The 18,856-nt window shown below is 54.6% G+C and carries 23 protein-coding genes; 9 read left to right on the top strand and 14 right to left on the bottom strand.

Annotation, left to right across the window (positions count from 1 at the left end; translation table 11 throughout):
* Window positions 1-99: 99 nt before the first annotated feature.
* Both AC2FFE_RS20025 and AC2FFE_RS20020 read right to left on the bottom strand, forming a co-directional pair.
* Window positions 100-750, bottom strand: a complete 651-nt coding sequence (locus AC2FFE_RS20025) for a hydrolase (protein ID WP_496821000.1) — start codon at window positions 748-750, stop codon at window positions 100-102.
* Window positions 751-781: 31 nt separating this feature from the next.
* Complete coding sequence (locus tag AC2FFE_RS20020) at window positions 782-1,036, bottom strand: DUF1427 family protein (RefSeq protein ID WP_496820999.1); 255 nt, start codon at window positions 1,034-1,036, stop codon at window positions 782-784.
* A gap of 282 nt (window positions 1,037-1,318) precedes the next feature.
* Here AC2FFE_RS20020 and AC2FFE_RS20015 point away from each other — a divergent pair, with 282 nt between their 5' ends.
* Window positions 1,319-2,293, top strand: a complete 975-nt coding sequence (locus tag AC2FFE_RS20015) for a LysR family transcriptional regulator (RefSeq protein ID WP_496820998.1) — start codon at window positions 1,319-1,321, stop codon at window positions 2,291-2,293.
* On the opposite strand, the gene AC2FFE_RS20010 is transcribed toward AC2FFE_RS20015, so the two are convergent.
* Window positions 2,255-2,875 carry an alpha/beta hydrolase gene (locus AC2FFE_RS20010; RefSeq protein WP_496820997.1) on the bottom strand — a complete coding sequence of 207 codons (621 nt, stop codon included), beginning with the start codon at window positions 2,873-2,875 and terminating at the stop codon, window positions 2,255-2,257. The genes AC2FFE_RS20015 and AC2FFE_RS20010 overlap by 39 nt on opposite strands.
* Before the next feature lie 14 nt (window positions 2,876-2,889).
* The gene (locus tag AC2FFE_RS20005) at window positions 2,890-3,825 is read right to left on the bottom strand and encodes a VOC family protein (RefSeq protein ID WP_496820996.1); all 936 of its coding nucleotides are present in this window, start codon (window positions 3,823-3,825) and stop codon (window positions 2,890-2,892) included.
* A gap of 113 nt (window positions 3,826-3,938) precedes the next feature.
* Here AC2FFE_RS20005 and AC2FFE_RS20000 point away from each other — a divergent pair, with 113 nt between their 5' ends.
* A complete protein-coding gene (locus AC2FFE_RS20000; protein ID WP_496820995.1) occupies window positions 3,939-4,850 on the top strand; it encodes a LysR family transcriptional regulator in 912 nt (303 codons plus the stop codon).
* A 359-nt stretch (window positions 4,851-5,209) separates the two neighbouring features.
* On the opposite strand, the gene AC2FFE_RS19995 is transcribed toward AC2FFE_RS20000, so the two are convergent.
* On the bottom strand, window positions 5,210-5,443 hold the full coding sequence (locus AC2FFE_RS19995; RefSeq protein WP_496820993.1) for a hypothetical protein: 234 nt from the start codon (window positions 5,441-5,443) through the stop codon (window positions 5,210-5,212).
* 62 nt (window positions 5,444-5,505) lie between these two features.
* Between AC2FFE_RS19995 and AC2FFE_RS19990 the strand changes: the two genes are divergently transcribed.
* A complete protein-coding gene (locus AC2FFE_RS19990; RefSeq protein WP_496847509.1) occupies window positions 5,506-5,928 on the top strand; it encodes a transposase in 423 nt (140 codons plus the stop codon).
* 456 nt (window positions 5,929-6,384) lie between these two features.
* Here AC2FFE_RS19990 and AC2FFE_RS19985 read toward each other — a convergent pair whose 3' ends face one another.
* The 6 genes from AC2FFE_RS19985 to AC2FFE_RS19960 form a co-directional block, all read right to left on the bottom strand.
* Window positions 6,385-6,822 (bottom strand): GFA family protein, encoded by a 438-nt coding sequence (locus tag AC2FFE_RS19985; protein WP_496820991.1) that lies wholly within the window; start codon window positions 6,820-6,822, stop codon window positions 6,385-6,387.
* Window positions 6,815-7,264 carry a MarR family winged helix-turn-helix transcriptional regulator gene (locus tag AC2FFE_RS19980; RefSeq protein WP_496820990.1) on the bottom strand — a complete coding sequence of 150 codons (450 nt, stop codon included), beginning with the start codon at window positions 7,262-7,264 and terminating at the stop codon, window positions 6,815-6,817. Before AC2FFE_RS19980 ends, AC2FFE_RS19985 begins: the two co-directional genes overlap by 8 nt.
* 74 nt (window positions 7,265-7,338) lie before the next feature.
* Window positions 7,339-7,935 (bottom strand): LysE family translocator, encoded by a 597-nt coding sequence (locus AC2FFE_RS19975; protein ID WP_496847508.1) that lies wholly within the window; start codon window positions 7,933-7,935, stop codon window positions 7,339-7,341.
* A 5-nt stretch (window positions 7,936-7,940) separates the two neighbouring features.
* Window positions 7,941-8,339 carry a RidA family protein gene (locus tag AC2FFE_RS19970; RefSeq protein ID WP_496820988.1) on the bottom strand — a complete coding sequence of 133 codons (399 nt, stop codon included), beginning with the start codon at window positions 8,337-8,339 and terminating at the stop codon, window positions 7,941-7,943.
* Between the two features lie 88 nt (window positions 8,340-8,427).
* A complete protein-coding gene (locus AC2FFE_RS19965; protein ID WP_496847507.1) occupies window positions 8,428-8,826 on the bottom strand; it encodes a nuclear transport factor 2 family protein in 399 nt (132 codons plus the stop codon).
* Entirely contained in the window at window positions 8,823-9,662 is an 840-nt protein-coding gene (locus tag AC2FFE_RS19960; protein WP_496820986.1) for a PhzF family phenazine biosynthesis protein, read from the bottom strand. The genes AC2FFE_RS19965 and AC2FFE_RS19960 overlap by 4 nt, the downstream gene beginning before the upstream one ends.
* Before the next feature lie 123 nt (window positions 9,663-9,785).
* Between AC2FFE_RS19960 and AC2FFE_RS19955 the strand changes: the two genes are divergently transcribed.
* Window positions 9,786-10,232: an Lrp/AsnC family transcriptional regulator gene (locus AC2FFE_RS19955; protein WP_496847506.1), complete on the top strand. Its 447-nt coding sequence runs from the start codon at window positions 9,786-9,788 to the stop codon at window positions 10,230-10,232.
* A 13-nt stretch (window positions 10,233-10,245) separates the two neighbouring features.
* On the opposite strand, the gene AC2FFE_RS19950 is transcribed toward AC2FFE_RS19955, so the two are convergent.
* Window positions 10,246-11,145 (bottom strand): LysR substrate-binding domain-containing protein, encoded by a 900-nt coding sequence (locus tag AC2FFE_RS19950; RefSeq protein WP_496820984.1) that lies wholly within the window; start codon window positions 11,143-11,145, stop codon window positions 10,246-10,248.
* 284 nt (window positions 11,146-11,429) lie between these two features.
* Here AC2FFE_RS19950 and AC2FFE_RS19945 point away from each other — a divergent pair, with 284 nt between their 5' ends.
* Window positions 11,430-12,275 (top strand): GNAT family N-acetyltransferase, encoded by an 846-nt coding sequence (locus AC2FFE_RS19945; protein ID WP_496847505.1) that lies wholly within the window; start codon window positions 11,430-11,432, stop codon window positions 12,273-12,275.
* Between the two features lie 5 nt (window positions 12,276-12,280).
* Entirely contained in the window at window positions 12,281-12,877 is a 597-nt protein-coding gene (locus AC2FFE_RS19940; protein ID WP_496820981.1) for an NUDIX domain-containing protein, read from the top strand.
* Window positions 12,878-13,073: 196 nt separating this feature from the next.
* On the opposite strand, the gene AC2FFE_RS19935 is transcribed toward AC2FFE_RS19940, so the two are convergent.
* Window positions 13,074-13,991, bottom strand: coding sequence for a LysR substrate-binding domain-containing protein (locus tag AC2FFE_RS19935; protein WP_496847504.1), 918 nt, complete (start codon window positions 13,989-13,991; stop codon window positions 13,074-13,076).
* A gap of 51 nt (window positions 13,992-14,042) precedes the next feature.
* Between AC2FFE_RS19935 and AC2FFE_RS19930 the strand changes: the two genes are divergently transcribed.
* The gene (locus AC2FFE_RS19930; RefSeq protein WP_496820979.1) at window positions 14,043-14,957 is read left to right on the top strand and encodes an NAD(P)-dependent oxidoreductase; all 915 of its coding nucleotides are present in this window, start codon (window positions 14,043-14,045) and stop codon (window positions 14,955-14,957) included.
* Between the two features lie 264 nt (window positions 14,958-15,221).
* Here the strand turns inward: AC2FFE_RS19930 and AC2FFE_RS19925 are convergent, their stop codons facing one another.
* Window positions 15,222-16,781 (bottom strand): winged helix-turn-helix domain-containing protein, encoded by a 1,560-nt coding sequence (locus AC2FFE_RS19925; protein WP_496847503.1) that lies wholly within the window; start codon window positions 16,779-16,781, stop codon window positions 15,222-15,224.
* Window positions 16,782-16,953: 172 nt separating this feature from the next.
* Between AC2FFE_RS19925 and AC2FFE_RS19920 the strand changes: the two genes are divergently transcribed.
* Window positions 16,954-18,306 (top strand): tetratricopeptide repeat protein, encoded by a 1,353-nt coding sequence (locus tag AC2FFE_RS19920; RefSeq protein WP_496847502.1) that lies wholly within the window; start codon window positions 16,954-16,956, stop codon window positions 18,304-18,306.
* Between the two features lie 122 nt (window positions 18,307-18,428).
* A partial coding sequence (locus AC2FFE_RS19915) for an IS6 family transposase (RefSeq protein WP_496847501.1) occupies window positions 18,429-18,856 on the top strand: 428 nt, incomplete at its 3' end.

Raw genomic sequence — 18,856 nt, 5'->3', positions numbered from 1 at the left:
GCCCACCGAAGGGGCACAGATTAAGGGGGAGGTTTAAAAAATCGCCTGCTCGGCTTCACGGGGAGGGATGAGGGGGCCGAGCGGGCGTGGCGCGGTAGATTATTCTGCAGCGATACCAGCTTCAGAAGCGTGCTCACCCAAAGCCCACTTCGAGAAGCGAACCTGGATACCGTATGGCGTATGCGTTTTCAGGATATCCATGACACCATCGTAGGTTTCGCCGCGCGCCCAGTCCTGCTGAAGCTCGAAGACGAATTGAAGCGCGTTCATCGGAACCGCACCCGCTTGAACCAGACGATCCATTGCACGCTCGTGGGCTTCAGGCGTGACGTCTCCACACGCATCTGCTGGGATATACACCTCATAGCCTTCGCGCAGCAGGTCGAGCGTTGGGAACATGACGCAGGCTTCGGTCCACAGACCCGCTAGAACGATTTTTTTGCGGCCGGCGGCTGCAACAGCTTTTCGGAAGTTTTCATCAACCCAAGAGTTGATCGATGTCCGGTCAATGACTTCCTGATCCGGATACAGATCGGTCACTTCAGGCATGAACGGACCCGAGAAGCTGTCTTTCGCGACGGTTGAGATCACCGTCGGCAAACCAAACAGTTTCGCGCCTTTGGCAAGGATCTGGACGTTGTGCATCACCGACAGGCGATCATGGCTTTCGACGCCCTGGAACATCGCGGGCTGAAAGTCGATCAGCACAAGGGCCGCGTTCTCAGGTGTGATCATTTCGTGTTTCGACATTTGACTTCTCCATTGTTCAGATTGGATGGGGTTAAAGGGTTTCTGTTTTGGGTGGTTCGGTGGTCTTATCCGTGTGCGTCACGGCAAAAGACTTCATATGAAGAGCTTGGGAAACGGCGTCGGAATGACCCCTAATCCACTGCACTGCAGCTTCTCCGGCGAGCATGCCCAGAAGGCCCAATAGCGCGATGATCGGCGGGGCGGGGCTTCGGACTGCGATCAGGCCATAGATCACACCGATCCCCAGACCGGCGACCAACGAAATGAGATAGGGTTGCCACGTCACGTCTGGCCTCCTTGCAGTTTCGGTTCGATTGAATTGACAGCATGGTTTTCTGAGCACGCGAGCCCCACATTGGTTCCGTGCTGACACCGACGGCGCGAGGCTACGTAACGACTGTTCCGCCATCCGTTTTGCGCGCGTCCCTTTAGGGTCTTCTCGAAAATCTTGATCATGTTACTCGGTTCCATGTCTTGTGCTCATCAATGTGGGATTCAGTTTGACCTCGACAAAGCAGAAGTTCTGCGAGTATGAATTAGCCTGACTAAACTATAGGCTTGGACTAAGATGCCGCTGTCCCGATTGCCTTCCTTGCTGAGTTTGCGCGCCTTTGAGGCCGCGGCGCGGCGCGGGTCGATCAAGGAAGCGGCCTATGAGCTTTCGGTCACCCCGGGCGCAGTCAGCCAACAAATCAAAGCGCTCGAGGCGGACCTTGGGATACCCTTGTTTGTGCGCAAGACCCGCGCGATCCATCTGACACCGGAAGGGCAGCGCTTGCAGCCAACGATCAGCGAAGCGTTCTTGCAGATCCGTCAGGTGGTCGATGAGGTCCGACCCAAGAAGACACCCAAACTGCGCATCAGTTCCAGCAATGCGCTGATCAGCAAGTGGCTTTTGCCAAGGCTGCACAAGTTCACCAAGGACCACCCCGACGTTCAGGTCCACATTGAATCCGAAAACCCGTCGGACCACAAAACTCACGCGACGGCGGATATAGAAATTCGATACACAAGCGAACCGCCTGAGGACCGTTATACAGAGTTGCTTCACCGCGAGTTGATGCTGGTAGTCGCCAGCCCAGGCGTGCTTGACTCTTTCGGCATAGAGTCTCCGGCCGACATCAAGGCCGCGAAGGTTCTGTACGATACAACGCCGATGCTGGACGGGTCGGTTCCCAGTTGGGTTCTTTGGAGCCAACACGCCGGGCTTCCGAATGCGGTTGATCCGTCGAAAGCCATGCGGTTCGAAAGACCACCGGGTGGCCAGATTGTTGACGCTGCGATCGCGGGCGCGGGTGCCGCGCTCTGCGGCTCGCTGCTGGTGTATTCCGCGCTTTCGGACGGACGACTGGTTTGCCCGTTCGGTCCGGTGGTGGAAACCGGGTTCAGCTATTTCATATGTTGCCACCCGGGCCGGGAACGTGAAGAGCATATTCATGAGTTCATGTCCTGGGCGCGCAAAGAAGCCGCCGTCCTATCTACGTTGAATGCGATGCGTGAACCTTCAGCCGGAGCCGACATCCCCGTTGAAGTGGGCGGCTAAAGCCGTCAGTTCAGAGTTTCGCAACTCGTGTCCGCCTTCATGGACGTCCGAAGTGACCTCAGCACCATGTTCAGAAAGCCAACTGATAAGGCGTTCCGTCATTGGCCATGGCGTGATTGGGTCGCGTCGTCCGGCGGTCACCAGAACCTTCCGCCCCACCAGCTTAGGATGTGCGTTCGGCTCCCACGTGACCATCGGATGCAAAAGGCCAACCCGCTCGAACAGGTCCGGGCGTTTGAGAAAGACCGCCGCCAGGATGTTTGCCCCGTTCGAATAGCCGAAGCCATAGACCGGATGACCGGGATGCGATGCGCGATGGGCTTCGATGAACGCAATCATCTTGTCCGTCGCGCGGGCAAGGTCCTCCATGTCATACACTCCCTCAGCCGTGCGGCGGAAGAACCGCGCAGCCCCCATTTCAGAGACATCGCCGCGCGGTGAGGCTACTCCGGCGCCAGCAACAAGCTGGCTAGCCAGTTCGAAAAGCTGGTGCTCATCCCCTCCGGTGCCATGAAAGGCAAAGACCAGCGGACGGGCAGCCTGTGGCGCCGTTACGAGCGCCGTGTAGAGATCTTTGGACATTTCAACCTCCAGCGTCAGGATTCGAGTGAGGGCAGAAGCCCCTCAATCTTGCTGCGATGTGGCTCGTAACGCGTGGGCAGCTTGAGCGCCTCGCCCAGATGGGCCGTGTCTTCGTCGCGGTCAAAACCGGGCTCGTTTGTGGCGATCTCGAACAACACCCCACCTGGCGTGCGGAAATAGATTGCCCAGAAATAGTCGCGGTCGATAACCGGCGTGACTTGATAGCCTGTATCCACTAAGGCCTGCCGAACACGCAGTTGCGCGGCTCGGTCCTCGACGGCGAAAGCGATATGATGAACGGACCCAGCGCCCTGACCAGCGGACGGAGTACCTGTTGGTAACTGCTGCAGATCAATCATGTCCGCAGCATTGCCCCCTTCGATCACATAGCGAGTGACCTCACCTTCGGTTTCAGCCTTCTGGTATCCCATGAAGGTCAGCAGTTCACCCGTCGCATCAACATCCTTCAGAGCGAACCGAGCGCCCCGGAACCCAAGGATCCCGGCCTCATCGGGAACACCGCCCTGCGTCCAGGCTGTTCGACCGCGCGCATCAGACTCGACGAATGCAAAGCTATCGCCATCGGGGCCGTCAAAGGACAGACGCTTTTCTCCGAAGACCGTACCTTCGGCCAGCCCAGTCACACCCTTAGATGCAAGACGTTGTTTCCAGAATTCGACACCACCTGTGGGGATGGCAAACTCCGTCACACCTACCTCGCCTGCACCTCTGCGTCCCTTTGGCATCTGACCAAAAGGAAAATAGGTCATGACTGAGCCCGGTGTTCCAACCTCGTCCCCGTAATAGAGGTGATACACCTCAGGCGCATCGAAATTGACCGTCTTTTTCACCCGGCGCATGCCAAGGGTGTTGGTGAAGAAAGCGTTGTTGGTGCTGGCGTCCGCAGCCATCGACGTGACGTGGTGCAGCCCTTTGATATCCTTGATCATGTTGCTCTCCTTGGCGAGTGTTCAACTTGGATCAAAGATGGCGCGTATATTATTTAAGTTAATAGACATGTTTGTTGGTTTATTATTGACTAATTTGCAATTATCAATCGGATATGATTGAGCTGAAACCCATCCGCGTTCTGCGCGCCGTATCTGACTTGAAAAGCTTCTCACTTGCTGCCCGGGACTTGCGCATCGCTCCGGCATCTGTGACGCGCATCATTGCGCAGCTTGAAGTGGATCTGGGCACCCAGCTTCTGGTCCGAACAACGCGGCAAGTTTCGCTGACCAGTGCGGGCGCAACCGTCCTTGCACGCTACCGGCCGTTGCTGGAAGGGTTTGAAGAGGTTACCCATAGTCTTCTAAGGGCCAACCAACCCGACAAGGGCCACCTTAGACTGACCGCACCTGTTTCGCTGGGTGTCGCTTTGCTGCCGGAAGTTATCTCGGGGTTTCGTCTCGCCTATCCGAATATTTCAGTAGAGATCAACTTCACCGATACCCTGCTCGATGTGATCGAAGAAAATTGCGACCTCGCTGTACGTGTGTCCGGGCCGCCGACAGATAAATCAACAATTTGGCGCAAGCTGTGCGAAGTCCCACGGCACATGATCGCCGCACCATCCCTGTTTGAACGCATTCCCGAGCCAAATCATCCGGGTGAGTTAAACCCAAAGGTTCTGATGTCTTATAGCGCCCAAGGCAGCGCTGAAACTTGGGAGCTCGCGCATGCTGGTGGCAACAGGGTCGTGCAGGCAGGTGAGAAAATTATCTCCAACAATGGTGATTTCCTGTACGCGCTTGCCGTTGCTGGAGACGGCATATGCGTCCTGCCGGATTTCATCACCGGCAATGGATTAAAATCCGGGGAAGTGAAACTCATCCTCCCAGGCTGGAGCGTTACGTCCCTATGGCTTACACTGTATTACCCACCCTACGAACAACTCCCACCAATCGTCAGCACGTTTGCCGAGTACTTTGAAACCTTTGTGCAAGATCATCCGAACTTGGAAACGACGGTTTAAAGTCATTTAACTTGCAAATTTAATTGAAAACTTCTCTTTACGGTAGCTAGATATCATTTGGTCTTAATCGACTTTCTCACAAGCATTGGGTGTTCGACTAGATCAAGCCGAACCGCGAACATATCATGTTACAGCAGCTTTGCGTTCATCGTGTTCTAAATTCTGCATCGCTCGCGCAGATCCAACTCTGTTTGGGCCAATTTCCGTCCTCTTTGCTTTTCAGCAAGTGAGGGCATTTGTCGCAAGCTTGTTTAAGATGTGCCCTTGCTTGCTTGGCACAACTTGTAATTTCAATTATGTGAAATCTGCACATCCACACCCTCAAACATTGCAAAGAAGGGTGCCGCCGCCGGCCTGGTTCACAGATATCTGATCCACAGGGCTTGATCGTCTGAATCTCCGACCACTTCGGTGATTTCAGCTGGGTTGAGGCCAAATTCCGCAACCAGATCTTCGACCTGAATCGATCGGAAGCTTTCGAGGCTTCGTACAAGTCGGCCTTCTTCAAATGCGATCAACTCGTGAGATCTGCCGGACCAACGGACGATCCCGCCGCAGAGCGTCCGGTGTTCCTTATCAACCAGTTCTGCCACGGGATCGGCAAAGAAATCGCTCCATTCGAGAAATCCAGTGCTGACTGCGCGCGTATTCCAAGATGATCGAGCAACATGCCCTGCTGAACGCAGATGCGCGCAGGTTGATGCGCATGCCAGGGATCGGGCCGATCACGGCCTCAGCGATTGTCGCCACGATCGGCGATGCGCATCAGTTCCGGACCGGGCGCGATCTGGCCGCCTGGCTGGGCCTCACCCCGCTCAACAAGTCGAGCGGCGGCAAGGAGAAACTGGGTAAGATCACCAAGCAGGGTGATCGCTACATTCGAAAGCTGCTGGTTGTGGGTATGACATCGCGCGCGGTCATGGCAAAACGGTCGCCAGAGAAAGTCGATCTCTGGACAGCCAAGATCATTGCCGACAAACCGTTTCGGCTGGCAACAGTCGCGATGGCAAACAAGGCAGCGCGTTCCATCTGGGCGATGCTGACAAAGAAACAGGAATACCGGCAGCCGGCGTTCTGACCGCGCAGACTGCCTACAAGATGCAAGACGTTGAAGTGATGATGCGGAAGTAAGTCAACCAAGAGCAGGGACACTCCGGGAATGTCTCCGGCCCTCTGAGGTCGATAAGCCGATTGTAACCTCGCTCGCGGAATTCATCAGGGCCAGTGGAGGCAATGCCAAAACATAAACAGGCCGGACAGACGACAGTACTGACGAAACGACCGCGAAAATCGACAAAAAACTCTTGCAATGCAGGAGCCACCCACAGAAGACATCCGGCAGCATGTCGCGATGCTGCGGACGCAGTCCGCTTTTCGGACATTCGCTGCACACGCAAAATCAATGGGTATTCAAATTCATGCGTTGGGGTCGATCCTAACCATCAGTCGTCTTTCGGAACTGGTGAACGACTCACGGCATAAAAAACCTTCGAATTCACTCCTCCACCATTAGAAAAATGAAGGAGCCGAATTCTTACGGACCAGTCGACAACTCCGTAACGCAGGGCATCTTGGAATGTTGCGGTAAATTCGGGTCGGGACGGTGCCAGGGTTGAGCTGAAGACACCCATAAGCTGCCTTGGCTTTGATATGCCGATGGATCCTTTAACGTTCCGACTTTGATTGCTTTGTATTCTGGCGCTGCATTATTCCAGGATATGACGTGCACTCCGCAATCCGGACAAAACTGCCGAAACACATCGTTTCCGCTGTCGACGTTGCGCCTGAATGTCGATGGTGTGCCTTGTACAATGGTCACCGCTGATGCAGGAAACATCATTCCATGGGCCTCCGCACCACCAGATGTTTTTTGACAGTCACGGCAATAGCAAGCGCCCGATATGATTGGAGCAGCATCTACGCGGTATTTAACGGCACCACAAAGGCACTCTCCCTCCAAAACTTCAGTCATCCTTCGTCTCCTTTTCGGCAAACCCTTCAATTATCACTTCTGTGACGCGCATTGCGGTCGCGATATCTTCGGGGGACAAGCAATCTGAAACACGCGCGATGTTGACCGCCTCGCGTGCCAAAACAGTTTCGATCAATTCAGCCCCAATTGGTGACAGTACCAAGAGCTTTGAGCGGCGATGCGCAGTGTTTTGGCGGCGCTCGACAAACCCCTTTTCAATCAGCGCATTCGCAGTCTTCTGAACAAACTGCCGCGGAGCGATTAGTCGGTCAGCAATCCGTGGAACAGACAGTGGTCCATGATCATGGAGTCTCTCCAGCACTGCCCGTTCCGTAACAGTCAGCCCGGTACCATCCAATTCACGTGCAACAGCGTTTTCCAGAACCTTGTAGAGCGGGCGGACAAGCCGAATGAAGTTGTAGAGATCTGTCGGGTCACTCATAATGACACTATTGATGTCATAATGACATCCATGATGTCAATAAAGATTGCAGCTTGATCTGGCAGGCAACATATTCAAACCCATAACTGCAGGATTGAAGCGGATAGCAGGACGGCCATAGTTCCGTTGAACAAATGCCAATGCCAATCGGCGCTCAGCGCGCGCGCAGCCAGGCTGCCAGCCAGCGCCCATAAGGTCAGCGACAGATATGCCGAAAAAGCGAACACAAGGGCCAATAGGCCACCCAACAGCAAGGGGCCGCTGGCCAGCTTGGTAAACGACGAGGCAACACCCAAAGCCATAGCCCAGGCTTTCGGATTTATCATGAGAAGCATGACGCCGCCCACAAGACTTATTGGGGTTTCCTCATCAGACTGCATTGGCGAAGGTGGACCTGCCAGCCCAATTCTGGCGGCAAGCCAAACCAGATACATGGAACCGACGGCCTTTACGCTCAATTCCAGGACAGGTGCTGTTTGAAGTGTCTTGGCCAGACCGGCCCCGGAAATTCCAACCAACCCGGCAAGCGCAAGCGCCATACCAAGGATCAGCGGAACACTGCGCCCATATCCAAACCGAGCTCCGGATGCGGTGGCGAGCGTGGTCGCACCACCCGGAGAGGCAGTGGCCACCAAAGCAAACATAACAAGTGCCCATATCTGATCAGGCATAGCGTTTACCGCGCGGCGGTTACTTCGATCTCAACAAGAAGATCGGGTGCCGCCAAACCTGCCACAACCAATGTGGTGACCGCAGGGGCGTGCCCTTTGTTCCAACGAGCCTGACGAGCTTTGGACAGCGCCGGCAGGTATTTTGCTTCGGTCACATAGTAGGTGACACGCAAAATGTCAGCGGTGCCCAGCCCAGCATCGGCAAGCAGAGCTTCGACATTATTCATCGCCTGATAACACTGTTGTTCGAACCCTTCACGGGTCTCGCCATCGGGTGAAACACCAATCTGTCCGGACAGACAAATCAGTGTCTTTGGTGCCGAAATCTGAGTGCCATGTACATAAATGCCCTGATACTGCTCTGGCACAGCACGCAATGTGTTTGGGGCCAATCGAGTGATCATTTTTTGCTCCGTTTCCAAGTCGCCGTTTAAGCCACAGTCGGTTAGACTGGGTTTGCTGTGAGGACCAACAAAATGAGATTGCCCGACATCAGCCTGTTTTTTCGCTGTGTCCGCTTTGGTCGACGATGCTGACCACCAGTCCGTCCGCGATGCGAAATGCCGACGCACCACGAAACTGCAAATTCTGTCCGGCTTTCCATCCGTTGGGCAGATCGACTGCAACCACGGCAGAATAGTCGACTTCGATCAACGTGGAATCTACGACCGATATGACGTTCACGATCTTTTGGTGGCGGCTCGCAAAGGCCTGAACGCTGAGACTTGCCAGTTCTGCAAATGCCTGTTTGCCAGAGGTTTCAGCCGTGACGTCCCCACCGGAGATGTTACAAAATGTGACGTCGTCCGAAAGGCAAGCCAACATGGCCGCCACATCCATCCGATTGTAGGCATCGATATAAGTTTGGATGATGCCGGGCAGGTTGTTCATAGGATATCACGCGTCCTGCCCGAGACCTTTACCGATGCGCCTTTCGTATTGTCCAACGTGACTTTGATTAGGGACGGGCTACCCATGTCTTCACCTTGGCGAATGGTGAAGCTGCCGCCATGCGGCCATTGGCTGTCGCGCAGGTAACCGGCAAAGGCGGCGGCGGCAGCACCAGTCGCAGGATCCTCTAACACACCGCCCGAGGCGAACGCGTTGCGCACCACAAAGGATTGATTTTCTTCGATATACACCAACATCACTGTCACCAGATCATGTTTGCGCATCACCGTGCGGCCCTCGTCCAGATCATAATCCATCGCCGCAAGCCGCGCGCGGTCTTTCAGAGGCAGCACGATGTGGTTGGCACCACCGTGAATATGCGCCGGCGGCAGTCGAGGATCGAGATCCTCTGACGTCAGATCAAAAAGCGCCAGCACATCCCCAGCCTCGCCCTCGGTCATAGAACGACTTTTGGTAAGCGGCGATGAAAGGGTGGCGAAAATACCTTCTTTCGTGGCAGCGACGTCCACAGTAATTGTGGCTTCGTTCAGATCGAGTGTATATGTGCCTTCACCGTTTTGTTCACCCAATGCGGCGCCGAGGGCTATTGTGGCATGGCCGCAAAACGAAACCTCAGATTCCGGTGAGAAGTACCGCACCCTCCAGTTTTTGCCCCCATCATCTTGCGCAACGGCAAAAGCAGTCTCTGAATACCCGACGTCGGACGCGACGCGCGCCATCTCGTCCTCGCTGACCGCGTTCTGCAGAAGCACAACCCCTGCCGGGTTGCCGCCCTCTGATCCTTGGCTGAACGCCGCTATTCGTTGAATGTTCATGGGAAACTCCTGTCTATCGTTGTCAGAATCCTAAGGGGAATGGCGTTCGATTGTCCCAACCCTACCGATGGTAGTTTTCTGAAACTTCTTTCGCATCGATGCCCTTTTGGGTAGTCTTCCTTCATGTCGAAAGAATTGGATCAAACAGACCGCCAAATTGTGGAGATCCTCGAATCTGATGGCCGTGCGCGCCTGTCCGAAATTGGTAAGGCGGTCGACCTCACTGGTCCGGCTGTCGGTGAACGTCTGCGCAGCCTGCAACACCATGGCTTCATTGCCGGGTTTGGCGCGCAGATAGACCTACGCCGCTTTGGCTACACAATTCAGGCTCTTGTCCGGATCAAACCACGCAGCGGGCAATTGCACATCGTTGAGAAGATAATCGAGGAACAACCCCGTTTTTCGTCCTGTGACCGGGTTACCGGCGACGATTGTTATGTCGCCCGTTTGCTGTTGAAAGATGTGGCAGAGTTGGACGAGATTCTTCTGCCTTTTCATGACAGGGCGGAAACGAATACTTCGATCGTAAAATCATTCGTCTTTGAACCCAGGCTGCCGCCTTTGGACTAGGCGGGCGATCTGTTCAGATACGCCAGTCCTGCGTTTCTATGTCCAACCATTTCCTGAATGTTCTGATTTTCTGCGAATGTCGGTGACTTTCGGGAAAAACCAGCCAGTACCCTGATCCATCCTCGCATGTCAGATCGAACGGCTGTATCAGCCGCCCGGTTTTCAATTCATCCTGGAAAAAAGCGGGGGTCAGCATGGCGACACCCTGCCCGGCAATCGCGGCGCTGGCTTCCAATACCTGGGGACCAAAATGTTGCCGGACTTCGCCGGTCAGATCAGTGCCCTCTAAACCTGCGGCTGCCGTCCAACGGTTCCACCACGGGTCCGCGGGCGAGAGGATATGCAGCCGCAAAAGATCCTCAGGTGTGTGGACGCCCCCAATCGTGGCGGCCAAATCCGGGCTGAGCATCGGGGTAAAACGAGTTGGGATCAAAAGATGACTTGCCAACCCGCGCCAGTTTCCCTGACCGCCGCGTACAGCCACGTCAAAACCGCTGGCTGAAAAATCAACTAGGCTTTCGCTGACTTCGACTCGAACCGCGATGTTCGGGTTTTCCATCTGAAACCCGCCCAGCTTTCGCGCCAGAAAGTTGGTGGCGAAAGTAGGGATGACACTGATCGCCAAGGTCTGTTGCGAAACGCCCTTAGCTTCGGCAAAGGCATCGCTCAGGATATTGAGGGCTTCGGTGGCTTTCTCAGCAAATACATCTCCGATTTCTGACAGTGACACACCGCGGGCTTCACGTATGAAAAGCGGCGCGCCAACCCGTTCCTCGAGAATCTTGATCTGATAGCTGACGGCCGCTTGGGTCATCCCAAGCTTGTCTGCCGCTAGCGTGAAATTTTTGCACCGCGCGGCCTCTTCAAAGACCCGGATCGCAGCCAGCGGAGGCAAGGTTGTTCGATCAACCATAAATATTCCTTATGCCCATGCATCAATATAGATTGGTTCATCTCATATTTATCTGCGCTGATCAGCATAACCCATCAGCTCAACAAATGGGAGAGTGATATGCCCACTCCGCCGTTGTTTAAACGATTTCTGGCTTTGTTCCATGTTAACTTCCTGCTCTCTCCAAGACGGAGACCCCAGCCAGAAGACATTCAATATTGGTCAAGTCATATGAAGAAAGACATCGGGATGGACTTCGCTGATCCCCCGCAGCGCCCGTTATACTAATGTAGCCAAAGTTGGTGATGATGAACGCGATAATCAAAACAGCCGAGCATGTCTCAGATGATGTCCTGCGCGATGCGATGAACAGGGCATTTTCGGATTACGCGGTGCCGATGGAACTATCGGACCGGGAGTTTGGCCTTATGATGCGGCAGCGCGGCTTGAGCCGCAAAGCCTCTCGCATTGCAATCGTCGGAGGAGATATTGCGGCTATCTGGTTGATGTCTGTTCGCCGCAACCATGCTTACCTGATCTCAAGTGGAACACGCCCCGAGTTCAGGCGTCAGGGGCTGGCTCGTCAACTCGCCGAAGACTGTTTGGTTGACCTAAGAAACGAACGCATTACCAACTTCCAAACCGAAGTTCTGACAGGCAACCAAAAAGCTATCGATCTTTATTCTGCCTTGGGAATGACAATTAAGCGACGACTAGAGTGCTCTGAACTGCCGCCTTTGCCGGGATCACCCGAACATGATGTGCAGCAAACGTCCTGGGCAGAAATCGAAGGCAAGGCGCAAGCGTTGGCAGAGGTGCTGCCATCTTGGCAAAACAGTTCCGATGCAATTGCGGCGGTTGCCAGTGATGTGAAATGTTGGACCGTATCAGACACCCGCGGTTTGGCGGGTTATGTCGTTGCAATCCCCGAAACGCGAACAGTTGCCCAGATTGGGGTCCGAAAAGACCGTCGTCGCGAGGGAATTGCCCAGTCACTGATTGCAGCATGCCACCCAGGTGACAAGTTGCGTTTGCTAAATGTTGATGGCAGGTCGGATGATTTCCACGCGTTTCTTCAAGCAATAGGCGCTGAACCTACGGTATCGCAGTTCGAATTGAGCCTGCGCATCACCGACGCAATTGAAAGGTAAAACGGATGTTTCGGCTGATCTCAAGTGAAGTTTTAGCGGACAATTGGGGGATTCTGACAAAATACGAATTCGAACTGCGTCGCCGAAACGGCGAATGGCAGCGTCAGACGCGTGAAACTTACGACCGGGGCAATGGCGCGACCTGCCTGTTGTTTAATCCCGAAACGACTTGTGTGCTGTTGACCCGTCAGTTCAGGCTGCCGGTATTTCTGAATGGCGGTATCGAGGCCTTGATCGAGACCCCCGCGGGGCTGCTGGAAGGATCGGATGCCGATGGTCGGATGCGCGCCGAATTGCTCGAAGAGACCGGGTTTCAAACGCCAACGCTGACGCATTTGTTCGACATCTATATGAGCCCTGGTTCCGTCACTGAGTATATTTCCTTTTTCAAAGGATCGTATTCATCATCGGATCAGGTTGCCGTCGGCGGCGGCAAGCTGGAAGAAGGAGAGGACATTGAAGTCTTGGAAGTGCCTCTTGCCGACGCGATGAAAATGATTGAAAGCGGCGAAATTCGTGACGCGAAGACGATCATCCTGCTACAGCACCTGATGATAGAAGTCCTCCAGAACGAACCCTCAAATGATGGTACTGCTATCTAGGCAATACCTTGGTGGTACAAGCCCAGAAGATGACATTTTTGCTAATCTCAAGGACGGCCCAAACCCGACAATCATCCGTTCAAATATCCGGTTTTCTGACTTCCTGGAAACGGACGTTCATCGAAAGCGCAGCATTATCGGGTCGTTATCTTGCAAGTTCATACCCCATTTAACCCTAGCCGGTGCTCTTTACCGCCTAAAGCAAGTGAGCGGGCGTCCATCGGAACAGGCTTTTCTCATATTCGGTGATTGATTTCGAAAGCCACTGCATGAACAGCTTTGCCGCTGGTCGAGCCGGACCAGGCAACGTGACAAGATAATAGCCGATCTGCGGTATTGGATCATCAAACAGCGCCACGAGTTGTCCTGACTTCAATTCGTCAGAGATAAAGGCAGGAACCGTCGCTCCGATACCGTCACCTCGGCGGATGCCATCCAGCAGCATGTTGCCGGGCATGCGGACAACTCTCCGTTCGGCGTCGGGCGCAATTCCGACCTTTTCCAACCACAAGTCAAACTCGACTGACGCTTGTTCCTGAAGAAGCGTGAAATCGAGCAACTCAATCGGGTCGCTCAGCACTCGGTTGCCTATCAGTTCGCTCGAAGCGACAACTGTCAGACAACCGGGAAGCAGTATCTGCGAGACAAGCCCTGGCCAGCGACCTGTTCCATATCGGATGGCCATATCAATTCCACCCGGCTTGAGGTCGACAGCTTGGATCGTTGAATCGATCCTCAACTCGATATTGGGAAATTCGTCAATGAACGTCGACAGACGCGGCATGAGGAACGCGCTTGAAAACATCGGAGTCGCGCTAACCACCAACGGTCGAACCGACTCTGCACTCGACACGCTCTCAGTCACGGAGGCCATTTCAGCGAAGGCTTCAAGCAGGCCAGCTGACAGGAATTCGCCTTGCGATGTCAGAGAAATGCCATGTCGGGTACGAGTAATAAGCCGGGTGCCCAGATGTTGTTCGAGCCCGCGGATTTGCTGGCTGACTGCGGAATGGGTCACGTTCAGTGCCTCTGCCGCCCGGGTCAGATTTCGCAACTCGGCAGCGGCGGCGAAGGCTCTGAGAGATGTCAAAGAGGGAAGCGTGCGCCAATCCATAAGTTAGATCATCTAACAATATAGAAGAATTTACAACTATGTGATCCCCCAATGCCGGCGCATGCTGGTGCAGGAATTCATTGGCAGACAGAGGAGGCAAACACTATGAAACTTGCTGTATTGGGAATGGGCAATATGGGTTCAGCGCTGGCGCATTGCCTGCTCAAGGCAGGCCACGATGTCGGCGTTTGGAACCGCACGTCGGAAAAGGCAGCGGTTTTCGCTGAGGCTGGAGCCACGATCTGCTCTTCACCGGATGATGCCGTTGCGACGTCTGATTTTGTCATCATCTGTATCAAGAGCCACAAGGAGACTGTTGAACTGGTCAGCGGGCTGAGCGTTTCGCTGAAGGATAAGACCATCTGCGACATGAGCACGGGTGATACTTCGGATGCCGACAGACTGGTCGCCATACTGGAGAAACAGGGGACCAGTTACATGCTGGGCATGATCAACGCCTACCCATCCGGCATTGGCGGCGCCGAAACCACAATCCTCACAGTGGGCAGTGCCGGAACCTGGGACCGTTATGGCGGCATCATCAGAGAATTGGGTGGAAAGTCCGCGCATGTTGGAGAGAAACCAGCAGCACTTGCCGCGCTCTTTGCCGGCCTGTTCACGGTTCGGCAGGGGTTCATGTTTGGAATGATCTACGGTGCACTTGTCTGCCAGAGCGCGGGCATCCCGATGCAGGTTTATGTCGACCAACTCCCTGCAACGATCAAATTGGTCAATGACTACCATGATCTCTTTGCCAGAACTGTTCCGGTCGAAGATTACGACAGTGCCGAAGCCTCGTTGAAAGTCTACGCATTGGCGCAGGAGGATGCGTTGAAGACTTACCTTTCTCTAAATGCTCCGGCCGACTTTATTCAGTTGATACATGACCGTACAAAGGCGGCATGGGATGACGGTCACGGCGAAAAACAACTGACCTCGCTGGTTCAGCATATGGCAGGCGCGTGATGTTGTAGTGCAACGGCCGGCCCAAAGGCGACATCCATCCCACTCAGCATAGCTGCGTTGCAGCTTCCCTAAAGCGGACCTCTAGAGCGCCCCATCAGATTTGGGCCATTGTTTTGTTTGAGCGTCGGAGGGCACCCCAATTCAGACTTTCGCAACTAGGTCATGCGAATCTCGATCATATGACCAAACCGACGTCTGCTCATGCACCAAATGCCGAAGATGCACTTTGCAGCTCGCGCCAATTCCAATTTTGCGTCGCGACCACTAGTCGGGAAGACCAAGCGCGATCGCAGCCTCTTCAGTTAGGGCACGAAATTCGGTGTGACTACTAGGAACCAGAGCCTTTGCCTTTGCTTTGCTGAACCCCGGGTTTCGGCGCTTTGTTTCTTTTAACCACCGCGACACACCATCATTATTGCCAACCAAACGGTTTGTCATCGCCGCAAACATCGCGTGGCCCGCATGCGCACCAGGAGTCAGCGCGGTTTGCTGTGCCCACTGAACGGCAGCATCATAGTCCTTCCCGGCAAGCGCGATCCACATCTTATTGCAGAGCATGCCGCCTCGAAGCGGGTCAAGCGGGCTAAGTGCAATGGCAAGGTCGGTCATTTCGTTTCCACCTGCGTAGTCCGATGTGAAAACCTTTGCCCAACTGGAAGCGTAACGGCCAAATGCGTAATTTGGACTTTCAAGGACCGCCCGGTCAAACCACGGCTTACTCGCTTCTGTATCTCCTGTCAGCCATAGGCTTCTGCCCATCACAACATTCGAAAACGGGTCACGCGGTTGAAGTAGAACACTTTCTTCGGCGCTGCGCCTGGCAGCCAGTCGGTCCGCGGCGAGGTCGGACGAATACCCCAGAAACACGCGTTGAAAAGTGGTGAAGGAAACTCCAGCGTGCGCGCGTGCCAATGTTGGTTCCAGTGTTACAGCACGTTCGAACATCTTTCGGGCTATTTCTGTATCTGACTTGTTGAACCGATACATATGACGAATTCCCAGATGCAAAGATGACCATGCATCCAGGTTTTCTGCATCATCCACTTCCAGAAGTCGCGCCTCGTGTTCGGGAAGCTCAAATTCAGAGATATTGAGCACGGCCCCGGCTATTTCGGTTCGCAAACGTTGCACCTCGTCAATCGGGGCTTCTTTTCGAATTGCCCAGACGACCTCACTGGTACGGGTATCGGCCATTTCTACATCCACATAGAGACGGCCAGCCAACGCCTCCACCATTCCCGAGATGCAGTACTGTGCACCCAGTAGAGACTTTACGTCTTCAAACTCAATCGTCTGTCCTCGGAACCTGAATGACGATCCGTGTGCAATGACACGTAACCAACGCACACTAGAAAGCGATCTGATCAATTCGCGCGGGACTGCATCCGCCAGTGATCTTCCGATCTCCAGGTCGCCGATCGCCGAAAACGGCAATACCGCGATACATGGTGGCGCCCCGACTGTTTTCTGCTCGGCTGTTTCAGACGCTTCCAGTGCCGTGGCACTTTCTACCGATACCAATTTGGCGGGTGCCACAAAGCGAAACCCTTGCCCGCGCAACGTACGAACGTATTTCTGAGCGCTCCCATCATCGCCCAATGCCTGACGTAGCGATTTTACGCGGCCGAGGATGGTCCAGTCCGAAACCACGCGTCCAAACCATACGCGTTGGACAATCTCATCCTTGGAAACCACCCGATGGCGATTTTCAAGCAAAAGAACTAACAGATCAAAGACTTGCGGCTCAAGCGCGGCAGCGGTCGCACCATGGCGAAGCTCGCGGGTGTCAGTGTCTAACGTAAAGGCATCAAACTCGTATCGCATTCTCGTACTGCTCCCTCGGTCTTGCCATTTTATCCCAAGTGAAGTCTCAAATACAGATTTCCAATGATCTCCCAAAAATCTCCCAGTTGGCTTCAAGCAGAGCAGGCGGCGGCGCGGTAGAGCCATCGCATTCGGGCAATCCGCCCAGTCAAAAAAGAGTTTGGAGAATGACATGTCCCATCAAGAAACGAGATTGTCCGGAAACTGGCCTGCTGCGGGCTCAAAAGAAGTCGCCGCAGACTATTTCAACGCCGCCATGCGCGCGTTCAACATCTACAGGGGCGATCCCGTGGCGCTGGTCGACCAGGCGATTGAGGCCGCTCCGGACTTTGCGATGCCGTATATTCTGAAAGCCTATCTGTTCGGATTGGCAACCGAGCCTGATGCCGCGGTCGAGGCACGGAACATTTTGGCGACAGTCCGCCCACTTGCCAAATCCGACCTGGAACGATCGCATGTCGATGCCCTGAATGCGCTTCTTGCCAACAATTGGACAGAAGCTGCCGTCAAGCTGGATCGTCACAACATGTCGTTTCCACACGACATTCTGGGCCTGCAAGCTGGACACCTGATGGACTTTTACCGCGCCAATGCGCGCGACATGCGGGACCGAATTGCGCGGGTCCTACCGAAGTGGTCGGAAGACCAGCCGGGCTATTCCATCCTCTTGGGCATGTACTCCTTTGGGCTGGAAGAGACTGGTGATTATGGCCGTGCTGAAGCCGTCGGTCGGGAAGCGATTGAACGCGATCCCTTAGACTGCTGGGCGCAGCACGCTGTCGCGCATGTGCTGGAAATGCAGGGGCGTGCTGAGGACGGCATCGAATGGATGGCGTCGCGCGAACTGAATTGGTCGGGTGATGACAACTTCTTTAAAGTCCACAACTGGTGGCACAAGGCGCTTTATCACCTCGACCTTGGTCAGGCCAATGAGGCGATCAAGCTGTACGATGCGCGGATCCGCGAAGGAAAAAGCGACGTGGCACTGGATTTGGTCGATGCCTCGGCCTTGCTGTGGCGCTTGCATCTGGAAGATCACGACATTTCCGACCGCTGGGCCGATGTTGCAGCGTGCTGGGACAACCACGCCGATGGCAAGCTGTACCCGTTCAATGATTGGCACGCAGCCATGGCCTATCTGGGATCCGGTCGCGATGAAGAGGTCGATCGTATCGTTGATCAATATCGCAATGCACCCGCCGGTGGCGGCGAGACATCGCGGTGGGCCGCAGCAACAGGGCTGCCCTTGATCGAAGGGTTCCGGGCATTTTGGCAGAGCCGCTACGAAGATGCGACCGAAGCGCTTCATGGTGCGCGGTTTATCGCGAACTCGTTTGGCGGCAGTCACGCGCAACGCGACATCATCGATTGGACGTTGACCGAAGCTGCGCTGCGTTCTGGTAATCGAAATGCGGCAGAAGCGCTGGCAAACGAGCGGATTGCTGTCAAACCACACAGCCCCATCAACAAACGCTTTTTGGGTCGTGCGAATGCGCAGCCCCAAGGCTCCATGATCGTGGCCTAGAAGCCGACGTCGCAAAGAATCTGTCGCGGGCAAATATTCGGGTTCTGTCGCAAACTCCGTCCCCACCTGTCAGATCCAAACCAGTTCTGGTAACGCATGCTGGAAAATGACAGGAGCAAACCGTGGCGATTTCATTTAAGGGCGCGCATTTTCCGAAGGATGTGATCTTGCACGCGGTTTTCTTCTACCTACGCTACGGTGTGTCTTACCGGGATTTGGAAGAAATCATGGCGGAACGCGGCGTTGATCTGGATCATGCAACTCTAAACCGCTGGGTCAGCCGATATTCAGGCATCATTGCTGAAACAGCGCGGTATAGAAAGCGTCCCGCAGACCGTTCGTGGCGCATGGATGAGACCTATGTGAAAGTGAAGGGTGAGTGGGTTTATCTCTATCGTGCCATCGACAAACTCGGCAAAACCCTGGACTTCATGCTATCCAAGCGCCGGAATAAAGCTGCAGCGACGAAGTTTTTCGCTCGTGCGCTTGAGGTGAACGGTTTGCCACGGAAGATTGTCATCGACAAAAGCGGGGCCAACACAGCTGGTAT

The sequence above is a fragment of the Ruegeria sp. YTSA168 genome (assembly GCF_059610045.1).
This window is presented reverse-complemented; position numbering and strand designations above follow the sequence as displayed.

What these genes read in the sequence shown, in the direction of transcription:
- AC2FFE_RS20025 (WP_496821000.1), bottom strand. Translation starts at nt 750, where the DNA reads ATGTCGAAACACGAAATGATCACACCTGAGAACGCGGCCCTTGTGCTG.
- AC2FFE_RS20015 (WP_496820998.1), top strand. Translation starts at nt 1,319, where the DNA reads ATGCCGCTGTCCCGATTGCCTTCCTTGCTGAGTTTGCGCGCCTTTGAG.
- AC2FFE_RS20010 (WP_496820997.1), bottom strand. Translation starts at nt 2,875, where the DNA reads ATGTCCAAAGATCTCTACACGGCGCTCGTAACGGCGCCACAGGCTGCC.
- AC2FFE_RS20005 (WP_496820996.1), bottom strand. Translation starts at nt 3,825, where the DNA reads ATGATCAAGGATATCAAAGGGCTGCACCACGTCACGTCGATGGCTGCG.
- AC2FFE_RS20000 (WP_496820995.1), top strand. Translation starts at nt 3,939, where the DNA reads ATGATTGAGCTGAAACCCATCCGCGTTCTGCGCGCCGTATCTGACTTG.
- AC2FFE_RS19990 (WP_496847509.1), top strand. Translation starts at nt 5,506, where the DNA reads ATGATCGAGCAACATGCCCTGCTGAACGCAGATGCGCGCAGGTTGATG.
- AC2FFE_RS19985 (WP_496820991.1), bottom strand. Translation starts at nt 6,822, where the DNA reads ATGACTGAAGTTTTGGAGGGAGAGTGCCTTTGTGGTGCCGTTAAATAC.
- AC2FFE_RS19980 (WP_496820990.1), bottom strand. Translation starts at nt 7,264, where the DNA reads ATGAGTGACCCGACAGATCTCTACAACTTCATTCGGCTTGTCCGCCCG.
- AC2FFE_RS19975 (WP_496847508.1), bottom strand. Translation starts at nt 7,935, where the DNA reads ATGCCTGATCAGATATGGGCACTTGTTATGTTTGCTTTGGTGGCCACT.
- AC2FFE_RS19970 (WP_496820988.1), bottom strand. Translation starts at nt 8,339, where the DNA reads ATGATCACTCGATTGGCCCCAAACACATTGCGTGCTGTGCCAGAGCAG.
- AC2FFE_RS19965 (WP_496847507.1), bottom strand. Translation starts at nt 8,826, where the DNA reads ATGAACAACCTGCCCGGCATCATCCAAACTTATATCGATGCCTACAAT.
- AC2FFE_RS19960 (WP_496820986.1), bottom strand. Translation starts at nt 9,662, where the DNA reads ATGAACATTCAACGAATAGCGGCGTTCAGCCAAGGATCAGAGGGCGGC.
- AC2FFE_RS19955 (WP_496847506.1), top strand. Translation starts at nt 9,786, where the DNA reads ATGTCGAAAGAATTGGATCAAACAGACCGCCAAATTGTGGAGATCCTC.
- AC2FFE_RS19950 (WP_496820984.1), bottom strand. Translation starts at nt 11,145, where the DNA reads ATGGTTGATCGAACAACCTTGCCTCCGCTGGCTGCGATCCGGGTCTTT.
- AC2FFE_RS19945 (WP_496847505.1), top strand. Translation starts at nt 11,430, where the DNA reads ATGATGAACGCGATAATCAAAACAGCCGAGCATGTCTCAGATGATGTC.
- AC2FFE_RS19940 (WP_496820981.1), top strand. Translation starts at nt 12,281, where the DNA reads ATGTTTCGGCTGATCTCAAGTGAAGTTTTAGCGGACAATTGGGGGATT.
- AC2FFE_RS19935 (WP_496847504.1), bottom strand. Translation starts at nt 13,991, where the DNA reads ATGGATTGGCGCACGCTTCCCTCTTTGACATCTCTCAGAGCCTTCGCC.
- AC2FFE_RS19930 (WP_496820979.1), top strand. Translation starts at nt 14,043, where the DNA reads ATGCCGGCGCATGCTGGTGCAGGAATTCATTGGCAGACAGAGGAGGCA.
- AC2FFE_RS19925 (WP_496847503.1), bottom strand. Translation starts at nt 16,781, where the DNA reads ATGCGATACGAGTTTGATGCCTTTACGTTAGACACTGACACCCGCGAG.
- AC2FFE_RS19920 (WP_496847502.1), top strand. Translation starts at nt 16,954, where the DNA reads ATGTCCCATCAAGAAACGAGATTGTCCGGAAACTGGCCTGCTGCGGGC.